The sequence below is a fragment of the Phaeobacter sp. G2 genome, assembly GCA_025163595.1.
GTDB lineage: Bacteria > Pseudomonadota > Alphaproteobacteria > Rhodobacterales > Rhodobacteraceae > Pseudophaeobacter.
Map to the genome: position 1 here is coordinate 3,601,703 of CP104100.1, position 20,985 is coordinate 3,622,687.

Below are 20,985 nucleotides of genomic sequence, written 5' to 3' on the forward strand. Positions count from 1 at the left end.
CGGCTGCTGCCCGCTCCACCCCCCCTCAACAAACAGAAGTGGCAACAGGCAACCGCCGCGAAGTTGGCACCCTGATCGAAGGCGCCTCCGCCCGTATTCAGCACCGGGCGACCCTGATTGCGACACTTGCCTCGTTGAAGGGCACAGAGGCCCATGCCGGCGATATCGCCAGCTTCATGTGGAGCAACAACCCGGGCGACTCTTCGGCCGAAAGCCTGGCCCAGGCTCTGGGCTCCACCGGGTTGCAGGTGAAACTGCAACGCCGACCAGAGCTGACCCCCGGCGACTGGCCCGCCCTGGCGATGATGAAGGGCGGCCAATGTGTGCTGGTTCTGGGGCAGGACCAGGGGCGGCTCACCATTTTTGACACCACCTGCCCCGACAATCGCACCGAGGTGCCGTTGGGCGAGTTCACGCCATTTTTCACCGGCACCCTGCTGGTTGCGCGCCCCTCGCTGAAACAAATGGCAGCGCGCCACACGCCACAGCTGGAAAGCGACCACTGGTTCTGGGGCGAGTTCCCCAAGTACCGCCGTCAGGTGGGCGAAATCATGCTGGGCTCATTGGTGGCCAATATTCTGGCCGTCTCTGTCGCCCTGTTTTCGCTACAGGTCTATGACCGGGTGGTTCCCCATCAATCCCATGCAACGCTTTGGGTGCTGGCCCTTGGCGCCTTTCTTGCGATTATGCTGGAGGCGCTGCTGAAAGTTGCCCGTGCCCGGCTGACAGATGCCGCCGGACGCCAGATCGAGCTATCTGTGCAGCACAACCTGATGCGCCGCCTGATCGGCATGCGGTCGGACAAGAAACCGCTGCCGCCGTCGGGGTTGTTTGCCGCGATGCGCGATTTTGGCGCCGTGCGGGAATTCTTCACCTCCTCGACCATCTCCACCCTGGCCGATATTCCCTTTATCGCCGTCTTCCTGCTGCTGGTGGCCTCGATCGCCGGCCCCATCGTCTGGGTGATCATGGTCGGTGGCGTTCTGATGTTGCTGCCGGCCTATTTCATGCAGCGCAAGATGATCGCGCTGACCCGCCAGACCCAGGGCGCCAATGCCAAGGCAGGCCGGTTGCTGCATGAGGTGATTACCGAACTCGACACCGTAAAAACCCAGCGTGGCGAAGACCGCGTGATGCGGAACTGGGATGAGCTGAACGTGCTGTCGTCGCATTCCTCAACCGAGCAACGCCGTCTGGCAAGCGCTCTCACCTTTTGGTCCCAGGGCATCCAGCAGGCCACCTATATCACCGCTGTGGTTCTGGGCACGCTTCTGGTTTTTGCCGGTGAATTCACCGTCGGCACAATCATTGCCACCGGCATCCTGACCAGCCGCACCCTGGCACCGCTGACCCAGTTTGCCGCCACCATGGCGCGCTGGAGCAACGTCAAGGGCGCTCTGGAGGGGCTGGAGGCCATCGCCAGCGCCCCGCAGGAGATGGAGGCTGAACGCAGCTACCTGCGCCGTGAGCAGCTTCAGGGCCGCTTTGAGCTGCGCGAAGTTGTGTTCCGCTACGACGAAGACGCCGCCCCGACCCTGGATGTGCCTGGTGTTGCCATCACCCCCGGTCAAAGGGTTGCGGTACTGGGCGTCAATGGCTCGGGCAAATCCACTTTGATCAAGCTGTTGTCAGGGCTTTATTCCCCAGATTCAGGCCGCATTATGATTGATGGCACCGATATGGGCCAGATCGACCCACGCGATCTGCGTCGCAATATCGGCTACCTGAGCCAGGACGTGCGGCTGTTTGCGGGCTCGCTGCGCGACAACCTCAACCTCAATCAGCTGGAGCGCGACGATACCCGCCTGATGGCTGCTTTGGACTTCTCAGGCCTGGGCGCCTATGTGCGCGGTCACCATAAGGGGCTGGATCTGGATATTGGCGATGGCGGTGGCGGCCTGTCGATTGGACAGCGCCAGTCCATCGGCTGGGCACGTCTGTGGCTGCAGAACCCGTCAGTCGTGTTGTTGGATGAGCCAACCGCGGCGCTGGATCAAACGCTGGAGCGGACCCTGGTCAGCCGTCTGGAAACCTGGCTCCAGGGCCGCACAGCCGTTATTGCCACTCACAGGATGCCCATCCTGTCACTGACCAACCGCACCCTGATCCTGCAGGACGGGCGCATGGTGGTGGATGGTCCCCGCGACAAGGTTCTGGCCCATCTCGCCGCTGGAGAGGCTAAATGACCTCATCCGCGCATTACGATCTTGCCGAAAGCGCCCGTGGCGCCAGCCGCATTGTCTATCTGGTTGGGGCAGCCCTGTTGCTGTTCATCGGATGGGCGGCCTTTGCTTCGGTGGATGAAATCGTGCGCGGTGAAGGCGAAGTGGTCTCTTCCTCGCGGGCGCAGATCGTACAGAACCTCGAAGGCGGCATTCTGGCCGAGCTCCACGTGCGTCAGGGGGATGAGGTGCGCGCCGGGCAGATCCTGGCCAAGCTGCAGGACACCAAATTCCGCACCATCGCCGATGAATTGCAGGACCAGATCGACACCCTGGAAATCAAACAGTTCCGCCTGGAAGCAGAAATGGACGGGGCCTATGAGTTTACCGTCCCTGATGCCCTGGCCAACCGCTCGGCTGAGATCCTGGCTTCTGAGCGGGCCTTGCTGAACGCCCGGCAGGGGGATTTTGACAGCCGCCGTACCAGCGCGCGCAAGATCCTCGACCAGCTGAATGACGAGCTGGCGAATATGCAAAATCTCTATGAGAAAAACATCGTCGCCTTGATCGAGGTGAACCGCTCGCAGAAAGCGGCCACCGATGCCCAGGCCAAGTTCAACGAGATTGGCACCCAGAACGAATTGAAACTGGCGGAAGAATACTCAGAGGCCCTGCGTGAGCTGGCCTCGCTGCGGCAGGATCAGCGACTGGCGCTAGACCAACTGAACCGCACGGTTATCACCTCGCCGATGTCCGGCATCGTCAACAGCCTGGGCGTCACCACAATTGGCGGCGTTGTGCGCCCCGGTGAAGAGATTTTTGAAATCATTCCAATGGGCGAAGAGCTGTTTGTCGAAGCCCGCGTCAAACCCAAGGATATTGCCAGCGTTCAAACCGGTCAAAAGGCCACCATCAAGCTGTCGGCCTATGACTATACCATCTATGGCGCGCTGAATGGCGAGGTCGATTTTGTCTCGGCGGATACCTTTGAGGACGAACGTAATCCCCGCGCCGAACCCTTTTATCGGGTCACCGTCCGGGTTGATCGTTCTGATCTGACCGAACGCCAGCAGGGCATCGAAATCCGTCCAGGCATGCGGGCCACCGCAGAATTGCAAACCGGATCAAAGACCGTACTGAAATACCTGTTGAAGCCTCTGTACAAATCTCAAGAGGCCTTTCGTGAACCATAGACACGCATATCACGGTCCGGCCCCAGCAGCGGATGCAACAACATTTTGCCCGCTGCCCTGTTCTTCCCGGCTGTGCCTGACAGCCTGTCCTCTACGGTCCAGCCGTTCAGGACTGCGCCCCAATGGTCCTCTGCGCCTTGGTGCCCCGGCTTCCCACCGCCATTCTGGCAGCAGGTCGCGTGGGAACGTCGCTAAGGAGGGACGTATCTGTCGTCAGCCGGCCTGCTGCATCAAGCGCCACAGGGTTGAATCCAGCGCGGTTCCAATCGACACTGGCCTGCTCCCCATCGCGGCCTTGGCAGAAACCACCGAAACCAGTGTGGGCGATCGACCAGGGTTCACCTGTAGAACCGGTGCGCCTGAGGCTCCAAAATCAACCAGACATGACATTACCAAGGTTGTGCGCTGTCTTGCCAGAACCTCGCAACTGCGTTCCAAACTGGGGCGCGTCGCATGATTGAAGTTATAAGACAACACGCCTACTGCGTCTCCGCGATTGGCATTCAGGGACATGCCCAACGGCTGGATCTGACTCGAACTGATCGGTCGAGACAGACGGAGCACCGCAATGTCGCTGCCCATCAGTGTGTCGCCTCTTTCACTGTGGCGATATCCAGGATGCACCACTGCTTTGGCAATGTTGCGTGCAGCCTTGGAACGTCGCCCCACAAGGCCCGCTTCAAATTTGATCGTCGTCGGATCAATCGCGCGTCCAGTTACCGGATCATACAGGCAATGGGCCGCGGTCAGTACTAAATTTGGCGCAATCAAGGATCCGGTACACATATTGCGTCCCGAAATATTCAGACGTCCAACCGCTTCCCACCCAGGTAGCGATCTTGCTCCAAATTGCGGATCATCCGCCCTCGCGCCGCTGGACATACTTGCAAGCAAGCAGGCCGCAGCCACAGCGATTATTTGTTTCATTTTCCACTCCAAATTCCCACATCGACATGTTTGTTCAGTCGTGCGGCTGGAATGGGGCCCAATCTTGTGCGTGGTGGACGAAATCGTGGACAGAATGTGGCAGCGTTAACAATTCCCTAACCCCCCGGTTATTGATGCTGCAGAATGGTGCTAAAACAGAGCAAAAGACCACCTGACGTTAAGACTCTTCTTAAGATTTTAGCCAAACACCTGTAAAAACGTGCATTTTTGTCTCGTTCATGCGCCCTAAAATACCTCTTGGACCACAAGACTTCGGTAAGAATTCGGTGGGCTGCTGCCAATTCTCACCCAATTGGGGCAAGAATCAGCCACGATTCGCATCGCAGCTCCTTCTGGATTCTCTTTCCAAATCAATAATTGCGCCTCGCTTCGTTAAGGTGTCGCCCTGCGGCAATAAGAGAGGCTGCGCCACGGGTCAGCCAGCTACATCCGGCTGACTGTTTGTCCGCGCCCCGGCTGCGCAGGGGGCACGCCCCCTCCTGAGCCTTGCAGGTGCTACTGTGTGTCCAATGCCCCTGAGACATGGCGCCAGATCACGGCACAACCTCGCTTAGGAAGCTTTATTCTAGGGCCGCCTGGGCAATCCACAGAAGACCAGCAACAGCGGAGCCTCTACAGCGCAGTCAAAATCTTTGGAGATGATGCAAAAGCGGACAGGCCGACCGACCGTGTTGCCACGAAAAATGCCCCGCCTGTCCTATTCACGACCTGCCGTGGGCAGAACCTGCAGCAGCTAGCCCTGCTCCCCCAGAGGAAAACGCGACCGCCGCACCCGGGTTTTAAAATCCTTGCGCCCATAGCGGGCCGTCACGTCAGCCTCGTAGACGGCAATCAACCGTCTGCCAACGGCGCCACGGAACGGCTCGCGGACAAGTCCCAGCAAACTGGTGGGGAGCCCGGCTCTTAATATTTCCACTTAAGAAGACATCGATTTCCCTTGAGGCAAATCACCAATAGCGCGCCAAGGCGGCGGCGCAGCGCCTGCTCAGGGCAGCAATGCCAGGCGTTCAAGGAACAGTGTTTTCACCGCTTGCGCGTCGACATTGAGGCAAACCGAAGTCGCTGCTCGGCTGCCCTTGCCCGCTTCTACTGTCGCGCCTGAGGTCTCTCCGGTACAGGACACCCGGACCGGCAGTTTCTTGACCTCAAACAAGGTCGGGTGGCTGCAGGCAATCACCGCAGCAGGATCATGCAGGGAGCAGCCGTCAAACTTCCCCACGGTTTCATAAAAGTTCAGATAGAACTCTGACATCTTCTGCAACATCCCCCCCAATGCGGGCGACCGGGCCGCAATCGAGCTGAAATCGGCTGCGGTACACAGAATTTGATGGGTCACATCCAGCCCAACCATCACCAGATCCGCGCCGGAAGCAAAGACCACATCCGCCGCATGGGGGTCGTGGTAGATATTGGCCTCGGCATGAGCGGTGATATTGCCGCCTTCCTCCAGCGATCCGCCCATAATGACAATCCGCTTGAGGTTTTTGACAAACTCAGGGTCGCGCTGAATGGCCAGGGCGATATTGGTCAAAGGACCGATAGGGCACAGCACCAGCTCGCCCCGGTGTTCGCGGGCCATGCGGATCAGAAAATCCGCGGCCTCCTCTGCCACCGGCGCGCCTATGGGCTGCTGGGCTGGGATATCGCCAAAACCTTCGTCGCCATGAACCTGTGCCGACGGCGAGAACGGCGGCAAAGACAAAGGTGCCTCGGCCCCATGGGCCACCGGCACCTGCAAATCTGCGGCTTCGAGCAGGCGCAGGGCATTTCGCGTGGCAATCTGGGTGGTGACATTGCCAAAAACCGTGGTGAGCCCCAGAAGCGAGATTTCCGGCGCCGCCGCCGCGTAAAAGATCGCCATGGCATCATCAATGCCAGGATCCGTGTCAATTATCAGTTTAATCATGGCTGTCTCCACTTGGCGCCCCCGGCCGGCCTAGCATTTGCGCCCGCAGCGCTTCAAGCCCCGCCCCCAATTCAAGACCAGGGTTGCCAAAGCGGCATCCGGCAAATCAAAAGAAAACCCCCATACATTTACACTGCATGGGGGAGCATATCGGTAAAATGGCCATCGATAGGCCAGGATCACACTGCAAAAGCGTTTAGGTATTGAACAAGAAGTGCATCACATCGCCGTCTTGTACGATGTAGGATTTACCCTCGGCGCGCATCTTGCCGGCCTCTTTGGCGCCCTGTTCGCCATTGCAGGCAATAAAGTCCTCATAGGCAATGGTTTCGGCCCGGATAAAGCCCTTTTCAAAGTCGCCGTGGATGACACCGGCAGCCTGCGGCCCAGAGGTGCCCTGACGAATGGTCCAGGCCCGCGCCTCTTTGGGGCCGACGGTGAAATAGGTTTCCAGGTGCAGCAGCTCGTAGCCCGCACGAATAAGCCGGTCGAGTCCGGCTTCTTCAAGACCCATTTCCTCAAGAAACATCTGAGCTTCGTCTGCATCAAGCTGGCTGATCTCTTCTTCGATCTGCGCCGAAATTATCACATGTGAATTGCCCTGAGCCGCCGCCATTTCCGCAACTTTGGCAGAATGCGCGTTCCCTTCGGCTGATTCCGACTCACCGACGTTGCAGACATAGAGAACCGGCTTGGTGGACAAGAGCTGCAGCATCTTCCAGGCTTTGGCGTCTTCTTCGTCCACTTCTACCAGGCGGGCAGGCTTTCCCTCTTCCAGCATTTTCTGGGCTTCGGCCAGAAGACGCTCTTGTTGCTGGGCCTCTTTGTCATTGCCTTTTAGCTTGCGTACCAAATTGGCACGGCGCTTTTCGATGCTCTCGAGATCCGCCAGCATTAGCTCGGTCTCGATGGTTTCCGCATCCGCAACCGGATCAACGCGCCCGTCGACATGGGTCACGTCGCCATCCTCAAAGCAGCGCAAAACATGTGCAATTGCATCGGTTTCGCGGATATTTGCCAAGAACTGGTTGCCCAGGCCCTCGCCTTTGGAAGCGCCTTTTACCAGACCGGCAATATCGACAAAGGTCATCCGGGTTGGGATGATCTGCTTTGAACCGGCAATCGCCGCCAGTTTGTCCAGGCGGCTGTCCGGCACGCCAACTTCACCCACATTGGGCTCGATGGTGCAGAACGGAAAATTCGCGGCCTGCGCCGATGCGGTTTTGGTCAATGCGTTGAACAAGGTCGACTTGCCGACGTTCGGCAGGCCCACAATTCCCATTTTAAAGCCCATCTCGGCCTCCTGATGCCATTTGGCAATGGCTTCTAGGCAGCATTGCGTCCCGGCGCAAGGTAGCATCGCCCGCCGAGCCTTGCCTGACTTCACGCGCAGATCTCTTGACCCGCAGCAGCACACTGTTAAATGTGAAATCTTCACTTATGATATCATAAACGTGTGCGCAGGTTTAAATCGCCGATTCTTATCCTACCTCCTCCCAAGTTCCATGACGTTTTGAGGAAAGACATGAAAAAAAGAATTCTTCTCTCTGCGGTTCTCACCGCAGGGCTCGCGAGCTCCGCCTTTGGGCAGGAGATCGTTCTTGGCGCAGGCTACTCCGACTATTCACTGAATGGCGCAGAGGATGGTGCGATCCTGTCACTGGAGTACAACCATCGCCCCTTTTATGAAGGCAATGTGTTTTCCGCACGACTGGCGGGCGCGGTTGAAGTGGTTGACACAGGGGATGCCTTTGTAGGGGGCGGCCTAAGTGGCAAATGGGACCTGAAACAGGATTGGTTTATCGAGGCCAGCGTTTTGCCCGGTGCCTTTATTGAAGGCACTGCCGTGAACGATCTCGGCTCTACCTTTGAAATCCGCAGCCAGCTTGCGGTGGGCAAACAGTTCAAGAACGGCAAGGCCCTATCTCTAGCGCTCAGCCATAAATCCAATGCCTCGACAGCCGACATCAATCCTGGTGTGAATAGTTTGACCCTGCGTTGGCATATTCCGCTGAACTAGCGGATCAAAACGCAAATGGGCTCAGCCTCGGGATTGATTTCCCTTGCAACTTTCGGCACACCGGAGCGGTAAGTTGCAAGAGGCCTGACCATGACCCGTATTGATGCCAAATTCGCCGAACTCAAAGCTGCCGGCAAAAAGGCCTTTGTCTCCTATGTCATGGCTGGTGACCCAGACTATGAGCGCTCGCTAGAGCTGGTAAAGGGCCTGCCAGCGGCGGGTGTCGACATTATCGAACTTGGCCTGCCCTTCACCGATCCCATGGCCGACGGCCCCACTATTCAGCTGGCAGGCCAGCGCGCGCTTGATGGCGGCATGACCCTGGAAAAAACGCTGCAGCTGGCCGCTGAGTTCCGCAGGGATGACAACACCACCCCCATCGTTTTGATGGGGTATTACAACCCGATCTACAGTCGCGGTGTCGACAAGTTCCTGCTGGATGCCAAAGCCGCCGGCATTGACGGGTTGATCGTGGTGGACCTGCCCCCTGAAGAAGACGATGAACTGTGCATTCCGGCACAAAAAGCGGGTTTGAACTTTATCCGGCTGGCAACCCCAACAACCGATGACAAACGCCTGCCCACCGTGCTGCAGAACACCTCTGGGTTTGTCTACTATGTCTCCGTCACCGGCATTACCGGTTCAGCCGAAGCCCAGGCGGGCGATGTCGGCCCCGAAGTGGCCCGTATCAAAGCTTCGACTGATCTGCCGGTCATCGTCGGGTTTGGCATCAACACGCCAGAAAAAGCACAGAACATTGCCTCGATCTCTGACGGGGCCGTGGTTGGCAGCGCCATCGTCAGCCAGATGGCAAGCGGCAAGCCGGTGTCTCAGGTGCTGGGTTTTGTAAAATCCCTCGCGGATGGCGCCCATCGGGGCTAACTATTTTCACAGTTCCGGAACAAGACTGGGTCGCGCCTTTGGGTGCGGCCTTTTGCGTTTTGGGAAGGGCACTCTGAGTGTTGCAGTGAGCGCTTAAAATTGGTAAGGAAACCTTACCACACCAAAGCGAGGGTTTATCCGTGCCGGTAATCACCAATATTCAGGATCTGAAACGCATCTACGAACGGCGGGTGCCGCGGATGTTTTTTGACTATGCGGAAAGCGGCAGCTGGACCGAACAGACCTTTCGCGAAAACACATCTGACTTTGAACAGATCCGCCTGCGCCAACGGGTTGCGGTAGATATGTCAGGGCGCAGCACTGCCGCGCAGATGATCGGTGAAGATGTCGCCATGCCCGTGGCCCTGGCGCCGGTTGGGCTGACTGGCATGCAACATGCCGATGGTGAAATCAAAGCCGCCAAAGCCGCCGAAGACTTTGGCGTCCCCTTTACACTGTCGACCATGTCCATCAATTCGATCGAGGATGTCGCCGAAGCAACAACCAAACCCTTCTGGTTCCAGCTCTATACAATGAACGACGCAGACTACGTGCGGCGGCTGATCCAGCGGGCCAAGGATGCCAAATGCTCGGCCCTGGTGATCACCCTGGATTTGCAGATCCTCGGTCAGCGGCACAAGGACCTGAAAAACGGTCTGTCCGCGCCGCCAAAGCTGACGCCAAAAACCATCGCCAATCTGATGACCAAATGGGCCTGGGGCATCGAAATGCTTGGCGCTAAACGACGTGAGTTTGGCAATATTGTCGGCCATGTCGACGGTATCTCCGATGCCTCTTCGCTGGGGGCCTGGACTGCGGAACAGTTCGACCTGTCGCTGGACTGGGACAAGATTGCCAAGCTGAAGGAAATGTGGGGCGGCAAGGTGATCCTCAAGGGTATTCTGGATGCCGAAGACGCCAAGATGGCAGTCAAAGTCGGGGCAGATGCAATTGTTGTCTCCAACCACGGCGGCCGCCAGCTGGACGGCGCGCTGAGCTCGATCCGAATGTTGCCGCAGATCATGGATGCGGTTGGCGGAGAGGTCGAGATCATCCTGGACAGCGGCATTCGCTCAGGTCAGGACGTGCTGAAATCGCTGGCCATGGGCGCCTCTGGCACCATGATTGGCCGCGCCTTTGTCTACGGGCTGGGCGCCATGGGACAAAAAGGCGTCACCACGGCGCTGGAGGTGATCCACAAAGAGTTGGACACCACCATGGCGCTCTGTGGCGAGCGCGACATTGCCAACCTCGGGCGGCACAATCTGCTGATCCCCAAGGATTTTGAAGGCGACTGGCAGGACTGAACCCCTTAGAAAATCCGGTCCTGAAACCAGATCAGGGCCGGATAGGCACAGAGCCAGATCCAGAAAAACCGGTTCAGTCCAAAAAAGCAGGCGTTGGAAAAGTGAAACCCGGCAGCACACAGTAGCGCCAGCTTCAGCGCCACCGGATCCAACAGAGCCAGCGGAAAGACCAGCTCGAAAAGGATCACCGCCCAGCCCATCACAAACAGAAAACGCGGATGATCCGCCAGCCCCCGCAGTCCCTCGCTCACCGGATAGGCGGAAAAGCGAAAGACATCGCGCAGGGCCTCCCCCCGCTGCCATTCCGGGTTCACCACCTTGACCAGGCCTGAGACAAAATATGACAGCACCAATTGCACCGCCAGATAAGACAGTGCCATCTCCTGCCAGAACGCTGTTGGCGCCAGATGCGCCAGGCTCAGACAGCTGAGGATCAGCATGGTCATCTTGTCGCTGCCGCCATTATAGGGCCCCTGATAGCGCCAGAGCATGGCCAGGCTAATCCCCCAAAGCCCCCAAACAGGCCAGGCGCCGCCAATGCCCAGCCCCATGACAACACAAAGCACCAAGCGCGGCACAAAGATCATCCGGTCCCGCAGCCCCAACGCACCCAGTGCCAGGTGCTCCAGGCTTTGCTGAGCAATGGCGAAGGCCAGCAAAAGCTGCATCCAGCCCATCGCCTGCCCCGCTGAAAGCCCCTGCTGCAAGAAACTCAGGCCACTCATCCCACCGCCTCCTGTAGGGTGATCAGAGAAACAGGACTGCTTTCATATTCCACCAGCTTGACGATCTGCCCCTGCTCACGCGACACAAACACAAGGCGAAACTGCAGCTCTTGTTGTCCGGCAGGTAATAGCCGCGCAACCCGAAGGTTGATTTCGTCGACGCTATGCTGACTGGGCTCATCAATCAGACGCTCAGAGCAGCTGACCAGATAGAGCTGCTCATTCCATTCCGGGTTCCACAGCATGCGCCGCAGGATTTGACCAAACCCAAGATGCCCAGGCCGCGGACGGTCCTCCTGCCAGTCCCCCACCCGGCCAGCCTCAATCAGGCGGTATTCAATCCGCGGCGAAGGCGCCACGGTCTTGAAAAACCGCCAGGAGGGAATCACCGTTGGCAAAAAGAGGGAAAAGAGATGCAGCACCTCAGCAGGCTCCGGAGAATGGACAGGGTTTCCAGACTAACCTATGGCCTTTAATACTTCCCTTAGCACCCGCGGCTTTACCGCATCCCATATCTGTGCGCCGCCTCGCGACAGATCACCTTTTTCAGTCCCTTTCATTTGGACAAAAATATCCCGGCGGAAGGTCGCAGTCCGGGGGCAGCGCTCGCAACTGGCAGTTCAAGCGAATGCCCCCTTGCGAGAATCCCAAATCCCCTGTAAGCGCAGGCCTTCACGTGGAGTGACAGCCTTGGAGGCACTCCACCTAGATATATTGGAGAATACAAATGGCAAAAGAGATTCCTGATCTCGTCGCCGAGGAACGTGCGGGGACGGGCAAGGGCGCCGCTCGCGCAGCACGTCGTGCTGGCATGGTTCCTGGTGTTGTTTACGGTGGTGACGCGGATCCCCTTTCGATCCAGATCCCGTTCAACGTTCTGTTGAAAAAGCTGAAAGCCGGCAAATTCAAGTCCACCCTGTGGAACCTGAAAGTTGAAGGCCAGGAAGACGTGCGCGTGATCTGCCGCGACGTTCAGCGTGACGTTGTCAAAGACCTGCCCACGCACCTCGACCTGATGCGCCTGCGCCGGACTTCGGAAATCAACCTGTTCATCCCGGTTGAATTCATCAACGAAGACACCTGCCCCGGCGTCAAAAAGGGCGGCATGCTTGCTGTTGTTCGCCCCGAAGTCGAGCTGGTTGTTACCGCAGGTGACATCCCTGAGAAGCTCACCGTTGATCTGGCGAACAGCCAAATCGGCGACGTGATCACTATCTCCTCGATCGAGCTGCCAAAAGGCGCGCGTCCAACAATCGACCGCGACTTCGTTATTGCAAATATCGCAGCACCTGGTGGCATCTCTGCCGCTGACGAAGACGAAGACGCCGGCGAAGAAGCCGCTGCTGCTGCTGAAGAGTAAAATCACCTCCCCTTTGGGATGTGATGAAACGGGGTCCTGCGGGGCCCCGTTTTTTTTTGCGTCGGCCTTTGCGTCTGCCCCTGTGTCCGTTTCGACTGTGTCCGTTTCAGCTGTGTCCGTTTCCGCTGCGTCTGTTTCAAAGGGGTGTGTTTCGGCTGCGGTTTTTTCAGCAGCTTGGCGTATTGTCGCCCTCGCAGCGGCCAGACGCCAAGCATCCATCGAAAGTAAAACAAGCCATAAATCCGCAAAAACTGTCCAAAAAAAGGGACAAGCTCTAAAGAGAATCCTGCTTTGTGAAAACCTCTCGTTTGCCTTTTCCAGCCAGGCTCCCATCTGTCTAGAGTAAGGGGTGATGTGTGATGTTAGATCGGTTGGAGCAGGAAGAGGCCAAGCTGCGCAGAAGGCTTTTGTTCCGGATCTTGCGTGGGTTCAACTTTGATGCCCCCAGGTTTCGCGGCGAGATCATATCCGATCCTATTCCCCGTCATCTGCTGGGCAAAGATGCGGACTACTCCCTACCACAGCGCGGCGCCCACGGGCTCTGAGCAGCGCAGGGCCCAAGACACCGCATGCCAGTGTACATACAGATCAAACCAGCCCCCTCGTTGGGATTTCGGCCCCCTTCGGACCGCGGCTCTGGATATTTGCCTCGAACCGCGCCATATAGCCTCAAACCCCATGACCGGTTGCCAATCTGACTGGCACGCTTACAGTCAGGGATCGCAAGCACCCGAAACCTGGGATGAGACAGGCTATGAAACTCTTTGTTGGGCTCGGAAATCCCGGTGCCAAATATGCCCGCAACCGGCACAATATCGGCTTTATGGCGCTGGATGAAATTGCTTCTGACCATGGGTTTTCGCCCTGGAAATCAAAATTTCAGGGCCAGATCTGTGAGGGCACACTGGGGGGCATCAAGGTCTTGCTGCTCAAGCCCCAGACCTTCATGAACCTCTCTGGCCAGTCCGTTGGCGAGGTGATGCGGTTTTACAAGCTCACCAGCGCAGATGTCACCGTATTGCACGATGAACTGGATCTGGCGCCGGGCAAATGCCGGGTCAAACAGGGCGGTGGCCATGCCGGCCACAACGGGCTGCGCTCGTTGCATTCTCATATCGGAGCGGACTATGCCCGGGTCCGGCTGGGGGTGGGACACCCTGGCCACAAAGATGCGGTGGCGGGCTATGTGTTGCGCGACTTCCCCAAGGCGGATGAGGCCTGGCTGGATGATCTGCTGCGCGGTATCTCGGATGGGGCTGCGGCGCTGGCCGCCGGGGATGGGGGCAAGTTCATGAACGCAGTGTCGCTGCGGGTGGCTCCACCACGCAGCTCTGGCGGCTCAAAACCACCCACCGGCAAGAAACCCGCCCCCCAACAGGATACCCAAAAAACTGTGTCACAACACGCTTCGGAACCTGCTGCCCGTCCTGCGCCCCCCAAAGCAGCCGTAGAGCCGGATGATCGATCTGCTCTGGAAAAGCTGGTAGATAAGTTCAAATAACGCCCCCCCTTTTGCACCTGCCTTTGCAGTCGCCTCTGGGCGGGGACGCCCCGTTTTGCCGCGAATAGACGCGTCAGCAGGATCAATATCAAAATATTCCGAAACTTGGCTAGAATGTTGTAGGCTAAACCCATGAAACAGGATCAAAGCATAAATGTTCTGGGCGGCGCGCTGGCGCCCTGCTCACTGGCGCCGCTCACCGGCTTTTTTCGCGACGGGTATTGCAACACCTGCAGCCAAGACCAGGGCAGCCACACGGTCTGTGCTGTCATGACAGCCGAATTCCTCGCTTATTCAAAATATGTCGGCAATGATCTCTCCACAGCGCGACCCGAATTTGGCTTTGCTGGATTGAAGCCCGGGGATCAATGGTGCCTCTGCGCCGGGCGGTTTTTGCAAGCCGCCGACGAAGGTTGCGCGCCGCTTGTCTGTCTTGAGGCGACCCATGCGCGGGCCCTGGACATTGTGCCTTTGTCGCTGTTGCAAAACCACGCCGTCAAGACATCAGACCCGCGCCCCTAGCGGCGGCGGTAGTGCCTTATCCGGCAGCCGCAGGTCCGAGGTTTCAAGACGGTTCTGCAGAAACCCTGAAGCAGCTGAACGCCGCCCCTGGTGGTTTCCGGGGCGGCTCTTTTCCTTTGATTACAAGGCTTGGACTGTGACCGGTTAGTCTTCCAGATCCCGCCCCTCTTCCGTGTCGGACATGTCAAAGCCCAAATGGCGCGCGACGGTAAAGACATCTTTGTCGCCGCGCCCGCACATATTCATCACGATGATATGGTCCGATGGCAGCTCTGGTGCGATCTTCATCACGTGGGCCAGCGCATGACTGGGCTCCAACGCCGGGATGATACCCTCCATTGCGCAGGACAGCTGGAAGGCCTCCAGGGCTTCCTTGTCGGTGATCGAGACATATTCGGCGCGGCCCGTATCGTGCAGCCAGGAATGCTCTGGCCCGATGCCAGGGTAATCCAGACCAGCAGAGATCGAAAAGCCCTCACGGATCTGACCATCATCGTCCTGCAACAGATAGGTGCGGTTGCCGTGCAGCACACCAGGGCGGCCTCCGGTCAGCGAGGCACAGTGCTGCATCCGGTCATCGACGCCCTTACCGCCGGCTTCGACGCCAATGATCTGGACCGATTTGTCATCCAGGAAAGGATGGAACAACCCGATGGCATTGGAGCCACCACCGATCGCCGCAATCAGCGTATCTGGCAGACGACCTTCGCCCTCTTGCTCGGCCAACTGCCACCGCACCTCTTTGCCGATGATCGACTGGAAATCACGGACCAGCGCCGGATAGGGATGCGGGCCTGCTGCGGTCCCGATGCAATAAAAGGTATCGTTGACGTTGGTCACCCAGTCGCGCAGAGCGTCGTTCATGGCATCCTTGAGGGTGCCGCGCCCCGAAGTCACCGGAATGACTTCGGCGCCCAGGAGACGCATGCGGAAGACATTGGGGGCCTGACGTTTCACATCATGGGCGCCCATGTAAACCACACATTTCAAACCAAACTTGGCGCAGACAGTTGCCGTAGCAACCCCGTGCTGGCCCGCGCCGGTTTCCGCAATGATGCGGGACTTGCCCATGCGCCGCGCCAGCAGGATTTGGCCCAACACATTATTGACCTTATGCGCGCCGGTGTGGTTCAGCTCGTCGCGCTTCATGTAGATCTTGGCACCACCCAGATGGGTGCTCAGGCGCTCAGCGTGGTACAGCGGGCTGGGACGGCCAACATAGTGCTTCCAGAGGCTCTCCATCTCTGCCCAAAAGCTGGGATCATCTTTGGCCCGGTTATATTCCTCTTCCAGGCTGAGGATCAGCGGCATCAGGGTTTCCGAGACAAATCGTCCACCAAAGATGCCAAAGCGACCTTTTTCGTCAGGTCCGTTCATAAAGCTGTTGAAGAGATCGTTTGCCATGGTTCTTCCCCTTGTCGAAGCACTGGTCGCTGCGCCCGATATGACTAGCCTGCGGGCGGCGGCGGGTAAAGGGAGGCAAGGAAGGATTCTATCTGTCGGGCTTCAGATTTACCCAACGGCCCCTGCACTGCTGATGCACAAACATGTTGGCCTCAGAGGAGGCACCAAGCGACCAATCAGCAGCGCGTGGGCCAACTGCCACTCAGACAGCCACAGACTGGGCGGCCGCACTAAACCGGGCAATCAGCGCAGCATCTTTTTGCCCCGGCGCTGCCTCGACACCAGAAGAGACATCAACCTGCCGGGCACCAGTCATGCGCACCGCCTCTGCGACATTTTCGGGGGTGAGCCCGCCTGCCAGCATCCAGGGGCGCTGCCAGTATTTGCGACCCGCCAGCAGACGCCAGTCAAAGGCCAGCCCATTGCCGCCCGGCAGATCAGCGTTCTTGGGCGGTTTGGCATCAATCAGCAACTGATCCGCCACCTGAGAATAGAGATCAATCTGCGGCAGATCTGCAGCATCTGCCACCCCAATTGCCTTCATCACTGGCAACCCATAGCGCGCTTTTACCTCGGCAACCCGCTCCGGGCTCTCGCTGCCGTGCAGCTGCAACATATCCAGTGGCACCGCATCGGTCAGAGTGTCCAGCATGGCATCATCGGCATTCACCGTCAGCGCCACGTTGCACAGACCAACAGGGGCCTCCAACGCCAGGTGGGTGGCCTGTTCAATGGAGATATTACGTGGAGATTTTGGAAAAAAGACAAAACCAACATAGGCGGCACCTGCAGCGGCAGCCGCAGCGACGTCCTGTGGGCTGTTGAGCCCACAGATCTTGACCCGAATAGCACTCATTCGCTTTGCTCAGCTAGCCTCGTCCAAAAGGGCCAGAACCTCGTCCTTGCCCTCATGTTTTTGTTGCTTCAGCTTTTTCACTTCGCGCGACAGTTTCTTTACTTCGCGATTCTGGTTGCTGACCGCCCGGCGATGTTTATGTTCGCGGATCCATTCCCAGATGAAGCCAATGACCAGACCGGCCCCGAGGCCACCCAGAACCACCATGAACAATGGTAAAGAGATCGAAGGGTTCATCCCGACAAATTCAGCAACTGCATCCGGCAGCAGTTTCAGCGAAACGATAGTGCGGTTTGCGATACAAACCGAAACCAACAGAATTCCCAGGGCTCCCAGGATAGCGTAGCGAATATAACGCATTTAGGCCTTTCCGTTCAGGCGATCCCTCAAGAGCTTACCGGTCTTGAAGAACGGAACATGTTTTTCTTCAACTTGGACAGTTTCACCAGTGCGTGGGTTGCGACCAACGCGCGAGTCCCTTTGTTTCACTGAGAAAGCCCCAAAGCCACGCAATTCAACCCGGTCGCCCCGGGACATCGCATCAGTCACTTCCTCAAACACCGTATTCACGATCCTTTCGACATCCCGCTGATACAGGTGCGGGTTTTCGTCTGCAATCTTCTGAATCAATTCAGAACGGATCATACTCACTGCCCTCCCAAAACTACGCAAGCCTTTGCCGGCTAACGACAACTATAGGTCCAAAAGCCCCATCTAGGAACCAAAACAGAAGAGAGTTGGCCGATATTTACCCTGCAAAATTCGTCAAACGACCACAAATTCACAGTTTTAACCGCAGCAAAGAGCAAAGCAGAGCCAACGAAGACGTTAACTGCGCATCGCAGGCGGCAAGAGAAGTAGTTGATTCGCAAGCCGTTCCCCAGCAGAACAGCGCCCTTTTCAGCGCTGCTGTGAACCGCAGGCCGCGCCCACCGGTGCCGGGGCGGAGACCGTCTGGGGCGCGCCGAGGAGTGGTGGAAATCCGCCGAAAAAGAAACGGCCCCACCAAAAGGCAGGGCCGTTCAAATCGTTTAGAACCTAAAGTGCAGGTCGAAATCAGTCGTTGTTCAGAGCTGCGCCCAGGATATCGCCCAAGCTTGCGCCGGAATCCGAGGAACCATACTGCTCAACAGCTTCTTTTTCTTCTGCAATCTCGCGAGCTTTGATCGACAGACCCAGACGACGGGTCTTGCTGTCGACATTGGTGACGCGCACGTCGACCTTGTCGCCAACATTGAAGCGCTCGGGGCGCTGCTCTGCGCGATCACGGCTGAGGTCGGAACGACGGATGAAGCTCTTCATGCCTTCGTATTCGACTTCGATGCCGCCTTCTTCGATGGCAGTCACGTTCACGGTGACAATGGAGCCACGCTTCACGCCGCCAACGGCTTCTGCGAACTTGTCGCCGCCCAGGGCTTTGATCGACAGGGAGATACGCTCTTTTTCAACGTCCACTTCGGAGACAACGGCCGAAACCATGTCGCCTTTGCGGTAGTTCTGGATCGCATCTTCGCCGCGCTCGTCCCAGGACAGGTCGGACAGGTGAACCATGCCGTCGATGTCGCCTTCGAGACCAATGAACAGACCGAATTCGGTGATGTTCTTGACTTCGCCTTCGACTTCGGTGCCCTCGGGGTTGCTCTCCGAGAAGACTTCCCATGGGTTGCGCTGTGTCTGCTTGAGACCCAGGGAAACGCGGCGCTTGGAGCCGTCGATTTCCAGAACCATGACGTCAACTTCTTGCGAAGTGGAGACGATCTTGCCGGGGTGCACGTTCTTCTTGGTCCAGGACATCTCAGAGACGTGGACCAGACCTTCGACACCGGGCTCCAGCTCAACAAATGCACCGTAATCGGTGATGTTTGTCACGCGGCCTTTGTGGACCGAGGAGAGCGGATACTTGGCGCCAACCAGATCCCATGGATCTTCCTGCAGCTGTTTCATGCCGAGGGAGATACGGTGGGTCTCTTTGTTGATCTTGATGACCTGAACCTTGACGGTTTCGCCGATCGCCAGGATCTCGGAGGGGTGGTTCACACGACGCCATGCCATGTCGGTGACGTGCAGCAGGCCGTCTACGCCGCCCAGGTCAACGAATGCACCGTATTCGGTGATGTTTTTGACCACACCGTCAACAGAATCACCCTCGGACAGTTTGCCGATAACTTCGGCGCGCTGTTCGGCACGGGATTCTTCGAGGATCGCACGACGCGATACAACGATGTTGCCACGACGACGGTCCATTTTCAGGATCTGGAAGGGCTGCTTCAGACCCATCAGAGGGCCAGCGTCACGCACGGGGCGGACGTCAACTTGCGAACCTGGCAGGAAGGCAACTGCGCCACCCAGATCGACGGTGAAGCCACCTTTGACACGACCAAAGATCGCACCTTCGACGCGCTCGTCGTCGGCATATGCTTTTTCCAGACGGTCCCAGGCTTCTTCGCGGCGTGCCATCTCACGAGAGATTACAGCTTCGCCACGGGCGTTCTCAGCGGAACGCAGGAAGACTTCTACTTCGTCGCCGACAGCAATTTCAGGAGCTTCGCCAGGATTTGCGAATTCTTTCAGGTCAACGCGGCCTTCCATCTTATAGCCTACGTCGATCAGGGCCTGGCCCGCTTCGATCGCGATAACCTTGCCTTTAACAACGGACCCCTCGTTTGGGGTGTCCATTTCGAAGCTTTCGTTAAGAAGGGCTTCGAAGTCCTCCATAGATACGTTTTGAGCCATGAGGTCTCAGGTTTCCTTTACAAAGTTTTCTGGCCGTGCGGTTGTCTCCGCCGGTCTTGGGGTTTGGTCGCATGGGACGTGGCACAAAGGCATCTGGAGCAAACAAACACAAAGGGCCGGAACTTTCCCCGACCCTGCTCAGATTGCCATTCGAGCGTTAGCCGCCCCTATACTGACAGCGCGCTTGTTAAGCGGATTCCCGGCCCCGCGCAAGTAAAACCAACGCAGCCGCCGGGAAAAGGCCTTATTTTTCTGGATCAGCCGAGCACAGCTGCACCTAATTCAGGCGCTGACACGAGGGGAAACGAGGGCACCCCAACACGACGAGATGCCCCATCTTTCCGTTTAGTCGATATTGGTCACAAATGTGCTCAGCGGTTTGCGCACCTTCTTTAGGTTCACCAACCAGTCGCCGCTTTCGTCGCGGGTGCCCAGGGGCAACAACAGGACCGAGCGCAGGCCTTTTTCTTTCAGCCCCAGAATTTCGTCGACCTTTTCCGGGTCAAACCCTTCCATCGGGGTGCTGTCCACACCCAGTTCCGCCGCCGCTGCCAGGGCAAAGCCCAGACCGATATAGGCCTGACGCGCCGCATGGGCGTAGTTTTCCTCATCAGAACGGGGCAGATACATCGCCTTGAGCCGGTCATAATAGCCCTGCAGCAGGTCAGTCATGCCACCGCGCTCTTCAGCCATCTGATCCACAACCGCGTCGATACGCGCTTCGCTGTAGTTGTCCCAGGCGGCAAAGACCAACAGATGCGAGCCATCGGTGATTTGTGCCTGATCCCAGGCAACAGGGCGAATGGCCGCCCGCTTTTCTGTATTGCGCACCACCAAGAGCTCATAAGGCTGCAAGCCGCTGGAGGTCGGCGCCATCTGCACCGCCTCAACGATCTTCGCCACGGCCTCTTCGGACACCGGCTTGGAGGGGTCCATCTTTTTGGTGGCATAGCGCCAGTTCAGCTTTTCTAGAAACATAGTCTTTCCCGTCATTGGAAGGTTTACATCTCCCATATCGGAACTGAACTGTTTAGTTCAATATCTCGCAGAGAAATTTATTCCTGCGCGACCAGACGGCAGCTGCGTGCCCAAACCTAAAGACCTATGAAGACGAAGGAGGGGCGAATTCAACAACCTGCACAATGCTCGAAAGCTGTATCTCCGGATAGTGTTCGCGCATGCCTTCGAGCATAATCGCGTCGGGCCACTCTTGCGCCCGCCCCACAAACTGCGCAGCCTCGCCCAAAGGCAGCTCGGTACAACGAACCACCTCGACTTCCACACTCTTACTGGGGTCAGCCTGATTGAAGAACCTTAGCCGACCTGGCGCGATGCGCCGCTCCCGCCACCGAATTGTTGACGTTTTTTCGCCTGTCACAATGAGTGGGAAAAGGCGATCGACCACAGCAAGGGATTGAATTTTTTGAGCCATATTGAAGGTCCAGATCAAATCTCAAACGGCAGAA

The 20,985-nt window shown here is 57.7% G+C and carries 22 protein-coding genes; 9 read left to right on the forward strand and 13 right to left on the reverse strand.

Features of this window, described 5'->3' with window-relative positions; translation table 11 throughout:
- Positions 1–38: 38 nt before the first annotated feature.
- Together N1037_17090 and N1037_17095 are read left to right on the forward strand one after the other, a co-directional pair.
- Entirely contained in the window at positions 39–2,186 is a 2,148-nt protein-coding gene (locus N1037_17090) for an ATP-binding cassette domain-containing protein (GenBank protein UWS81390.1), read from the forward strand.
- Positions 2,183–3,355, forward strand: a complete 1,173-nt coding sequence (locus N1037_17095; GenBank protein UWS78957.1) for an HlyD family type I secretion periplasmic adaptor subunit — start codon at positions 2,183–2,185, stop codon at positions 3,353–3,355. Before N1037_17090 ends, N1037_17095 begins: the two co-directional genes overlap by 4 nt.
- A gap of 213 nt (positions 3,356–3,568) precedes the next feature.
- Here the strand turns inward: N1037_17095 and N1037_17100 are convergent, their stop codons facing one another.
- The 4 genes from N1037_17100 to ychF all read right to left on the reverse strand — a co-directional run bounded on the left by N1037_17100 (position 3,569) and on the right by ychF (position 7,503).
- The gene (locus N1037_17100) at positions 3,569–4,282 is read right to left on the reverse strand and encodes a trypsin-like serine protease (protein UWS78958.1); all 714 of its coding nucleotides are present in this window, start codon (positions 4,280–4,282) and stop codon (positions 3,569–3,571) included.
- Between the two features lie 754 nt (positions 4,283–5,036).
- Entirely contained in the window at positions 5,037–5,186 is a 150-nt protein-coding gene (locus N1037_17105; protein UWS78959.1) for a hypothetical protein, read from the reverse strand.
- 102 nt (positions 5,187–5,288) lie between these two features.
- Positions 5,289–6,209 (reverse strand): nucleoside hydrolase, encoded by a 921-nt coding sequence (locus N1037_17110; GenBank protein UWS78960.1) that lies wholly within the window; start codon positions 6,207–6,209, stop codon positions 5,289–5,291.
- A gap of 196 nt (positions 6,210–6,405) precedes the next feature.
- The gene (ychF, locus tag N1037_17115; GenBank protein ID UWS78961.1) at positions 6,406–7,503 is read right to left on the reverse strand and encodes a redox-regulated ATPase YchF; all 1,098 of its coding nucleotides are present in this window, start codon (positions 7,501–7,503) and stop codon (positions 6,406–6,408) included.
- A gap of 231 nt (positions 7,504–7,734) precedes the next feature.
- Here ychF and N1037_17120 point away from each other — a divergent pair, with 231 nt between their 5' ends.
- The 3 genes from N1037_17120 to N1037_17130 all read left to right on the forward strand — a co-directional run bounded on the left by N1037_17120 (position 7,735) and on the right by N1037_17130 (position 10,418).
- Positions 7,735–8,229: an acyloxyacyl hydrolase gene (locus N1037_17120; protein ID UWS78962.1), complete on the forward strand. Its 495-nt coding sequence runs from the start codon at positions 7,735–7,737 to the stop codon at positions 8,227–8,229.
- A gap of 90 nt (positions 8,230–8,319) precedes the next feature.
- Positions 8,320–9,111 (forward strand): tryptophan synthase subunit alpha, encoded by a 792-nt coding sequence (gene trpA, locus N1037_17125; GenBank protein ID UWS78963.1) that lies wholly within the window; start codon positions 8,320–8,322, stop codon positions 9,109–9,111.
- Between the two features lie 140 nt (positions 9,112–9,251).
- Complete coding sequence (locus N1037_17130) at positions 9,252–10,418, forward strand: alpha-hydroxy-acid oxidizing protein (protein ID UWS78964.1); 1,167 nt, start codon at positions 9,252–9,254, stop codon at positions 10,416–10,418.
- A gap of 5 nt (positions 10,419–10,423) precedes the next feature.
- Here N1037_17130 and N1037_17135 read toward each other — a convergent pair whose 3' ends face one another.
- The gene (locus N1037_17135) at positions 10,424–11,143 is read right to left on the reverse strand and encodes an HTTM domain-containing protein (protein UWS78965.1); all 720 of its coding nucleotides are present in this window, start codon (positions 11,141–11,143) and stop codon (positions 10,424–10,426) included.
- Positions 11,140–11,565, reverse strand: coding sequence for a hypothetical protein (locus tag N1037_17140; protein ID UWS78966.1), 426 nt, complete (start codon positions 11,563–11,565; stop codon positions 11,140–11,142). The genes N1037_17135 and N1037_17140 overlap by 4 nt, the downstream gene beginning before the upstream one ends.
- A gap of 305 nt (positions 11,566–11,870) precedes the next feature.
- Between N1037_17140 and N1037_17145 the strand changes: the two genes are divergently transcribed.
- The 4 genes from N1037_17145 to N1037_17160 all read left to right on the forward strand — a co-directional run bounded on the left by N1037_17145 (position 11,871) and on the right by N1037_17160 (position 14,526).
- Positions 11,871–12,503: a 50S ribosomal protein L25/general stress protein Ctc gene (locus tag N1037_17145; protein UWS78967.1), complete on the forward strand. Its 633-nt coding sequence runs from the start codon at positions 11,871–11,873 to the stop codon at positions 12,501–12,503.
- A gap of 359 nt (positions 12,504–12,862) precedes the next feature.
- Positions 12,863–13,048 carry a peptidyl-tRNA hydrolase gene (locus tag N1037_17150; protein ID UWS78968.1) on the forward strand — a complete coding sequence of 62 codons (186 nt, stop codon included), beginning with the start codon at positions 12,863–12,865 and terminating at the stop codon, positions 13,046–13,048.
- Between the two features lie 209 nt (positions 13,049–13,257).
- Positions 13,258–14,004 carry an aminoacyl-tRNA hydrolase gene (gene pth / locus N1037_17155; protein UWS78969.1) on the forward strand — a complete coding sequence of 249 codons (747 nt, stop codon included), beginning with the start codon at positions 13,258–13,260 and terminating at the stop codon, positions 14,002–14,004.
- A gap of 132 nt (positions 14,005–14,136) precedes the next feature.
- Entirely contained in the window at positions 14,137–14,526 is a 390-nt protein-coding gene (locus N1037_17160; GenBank protein UWS78970.1) for a DUF2237 domain-containing protein, read from the forward strand.
- Positions 14,527–14,670: 144 nt separating this feature from the next.
- Here the strand turns inward: N1037_17160 and trpB are convergent, their stop codons facing one another.
- The 7 genes from trpB to N1037_17195 all read right to left on the reverse strand — a co-directional run bounded on the left by trpB (position 14,671) and on the right by N1037_17195 (position 20,951).
- Positions 14,671–15,930 (reverse strand): tryptophan synthase subunit beta, encoded by a 1,260-nt coding sequence (gene trpB / locus N1037_17165; protein UWS78971.1) that lies wholly within the window; start codon positions 15,928–15,930, stop codon positions 14,671–14,673.
- A 202-nt stretch (positions 15,931–16,132) separates the two neighbouring features.
- Positions 16,133–16,786: a phosphoribosylanthranilate isomerase gene (locus N1037_17170; protein ID UWS78972.1), complete on the reverse strand. Its 654-nt coding sequence runs from the start codon at positions 16,784–16,786 to the stop codon at positions 16,133–16,135.
- 9 nt (positions 16,787–16,795) lie between these two features.
- Positions 16,796–17,146, reverse strand: coding sequence for a LapA family protein (locus N1037_17175; GenBank protein ID UWS78973.1), 351 nt, complete (start codon positions 17,144–17,146; stop codon positions 16,796–16,798).
- Positions 17,147–17,431 (reverse strand): integration host factor subunit beta, encoded by a 285-nt coding sequence (gene ihfB / locus N1037_17180; protein UWS78974.1) that lies wholly within the window; start codon positions 17,429–17,431, stop codon positions 17,147–17,149.
- A 411-nt stretch (positions 17,432–17,842) separates the two neighbouring features.
- A complete protein-coding gene (rpsA, locus tag N1037_17185) occupies positions 17,843–19,519 on the reverse strand; it encodes a 30S ribosomal protein S1 (protein UWS78975.1) in 1,677 nt (558 codons plus the stop codon).
- Positions 19,520–19,864: 345 nt separating this feature from the next.
- On the reverse strand, positions 19,865–20,497 hold the full coding sequence (locus N1037_17190; protein UWS78976.1) for an NAD(P)H-dependent oxidoreductase: 633 nt from the start codon (positions 20,495–20,497) through the stop codon (positions 19,865–19,867).
- 124 nt (positions 20,498–20,621) lie between these two features.
- Positions 20,622–20,951, reverse strand: coding sequence for an ASCH domain-containing protein (locus N1037_17195; protein ID UWS78977.1), 330 nt, complete (start codon positions 20,949–20,951; stop codon positions 20,622–20,624).
- Positions 20,952–20,985 lie beyond the last annotated feature (34 nt).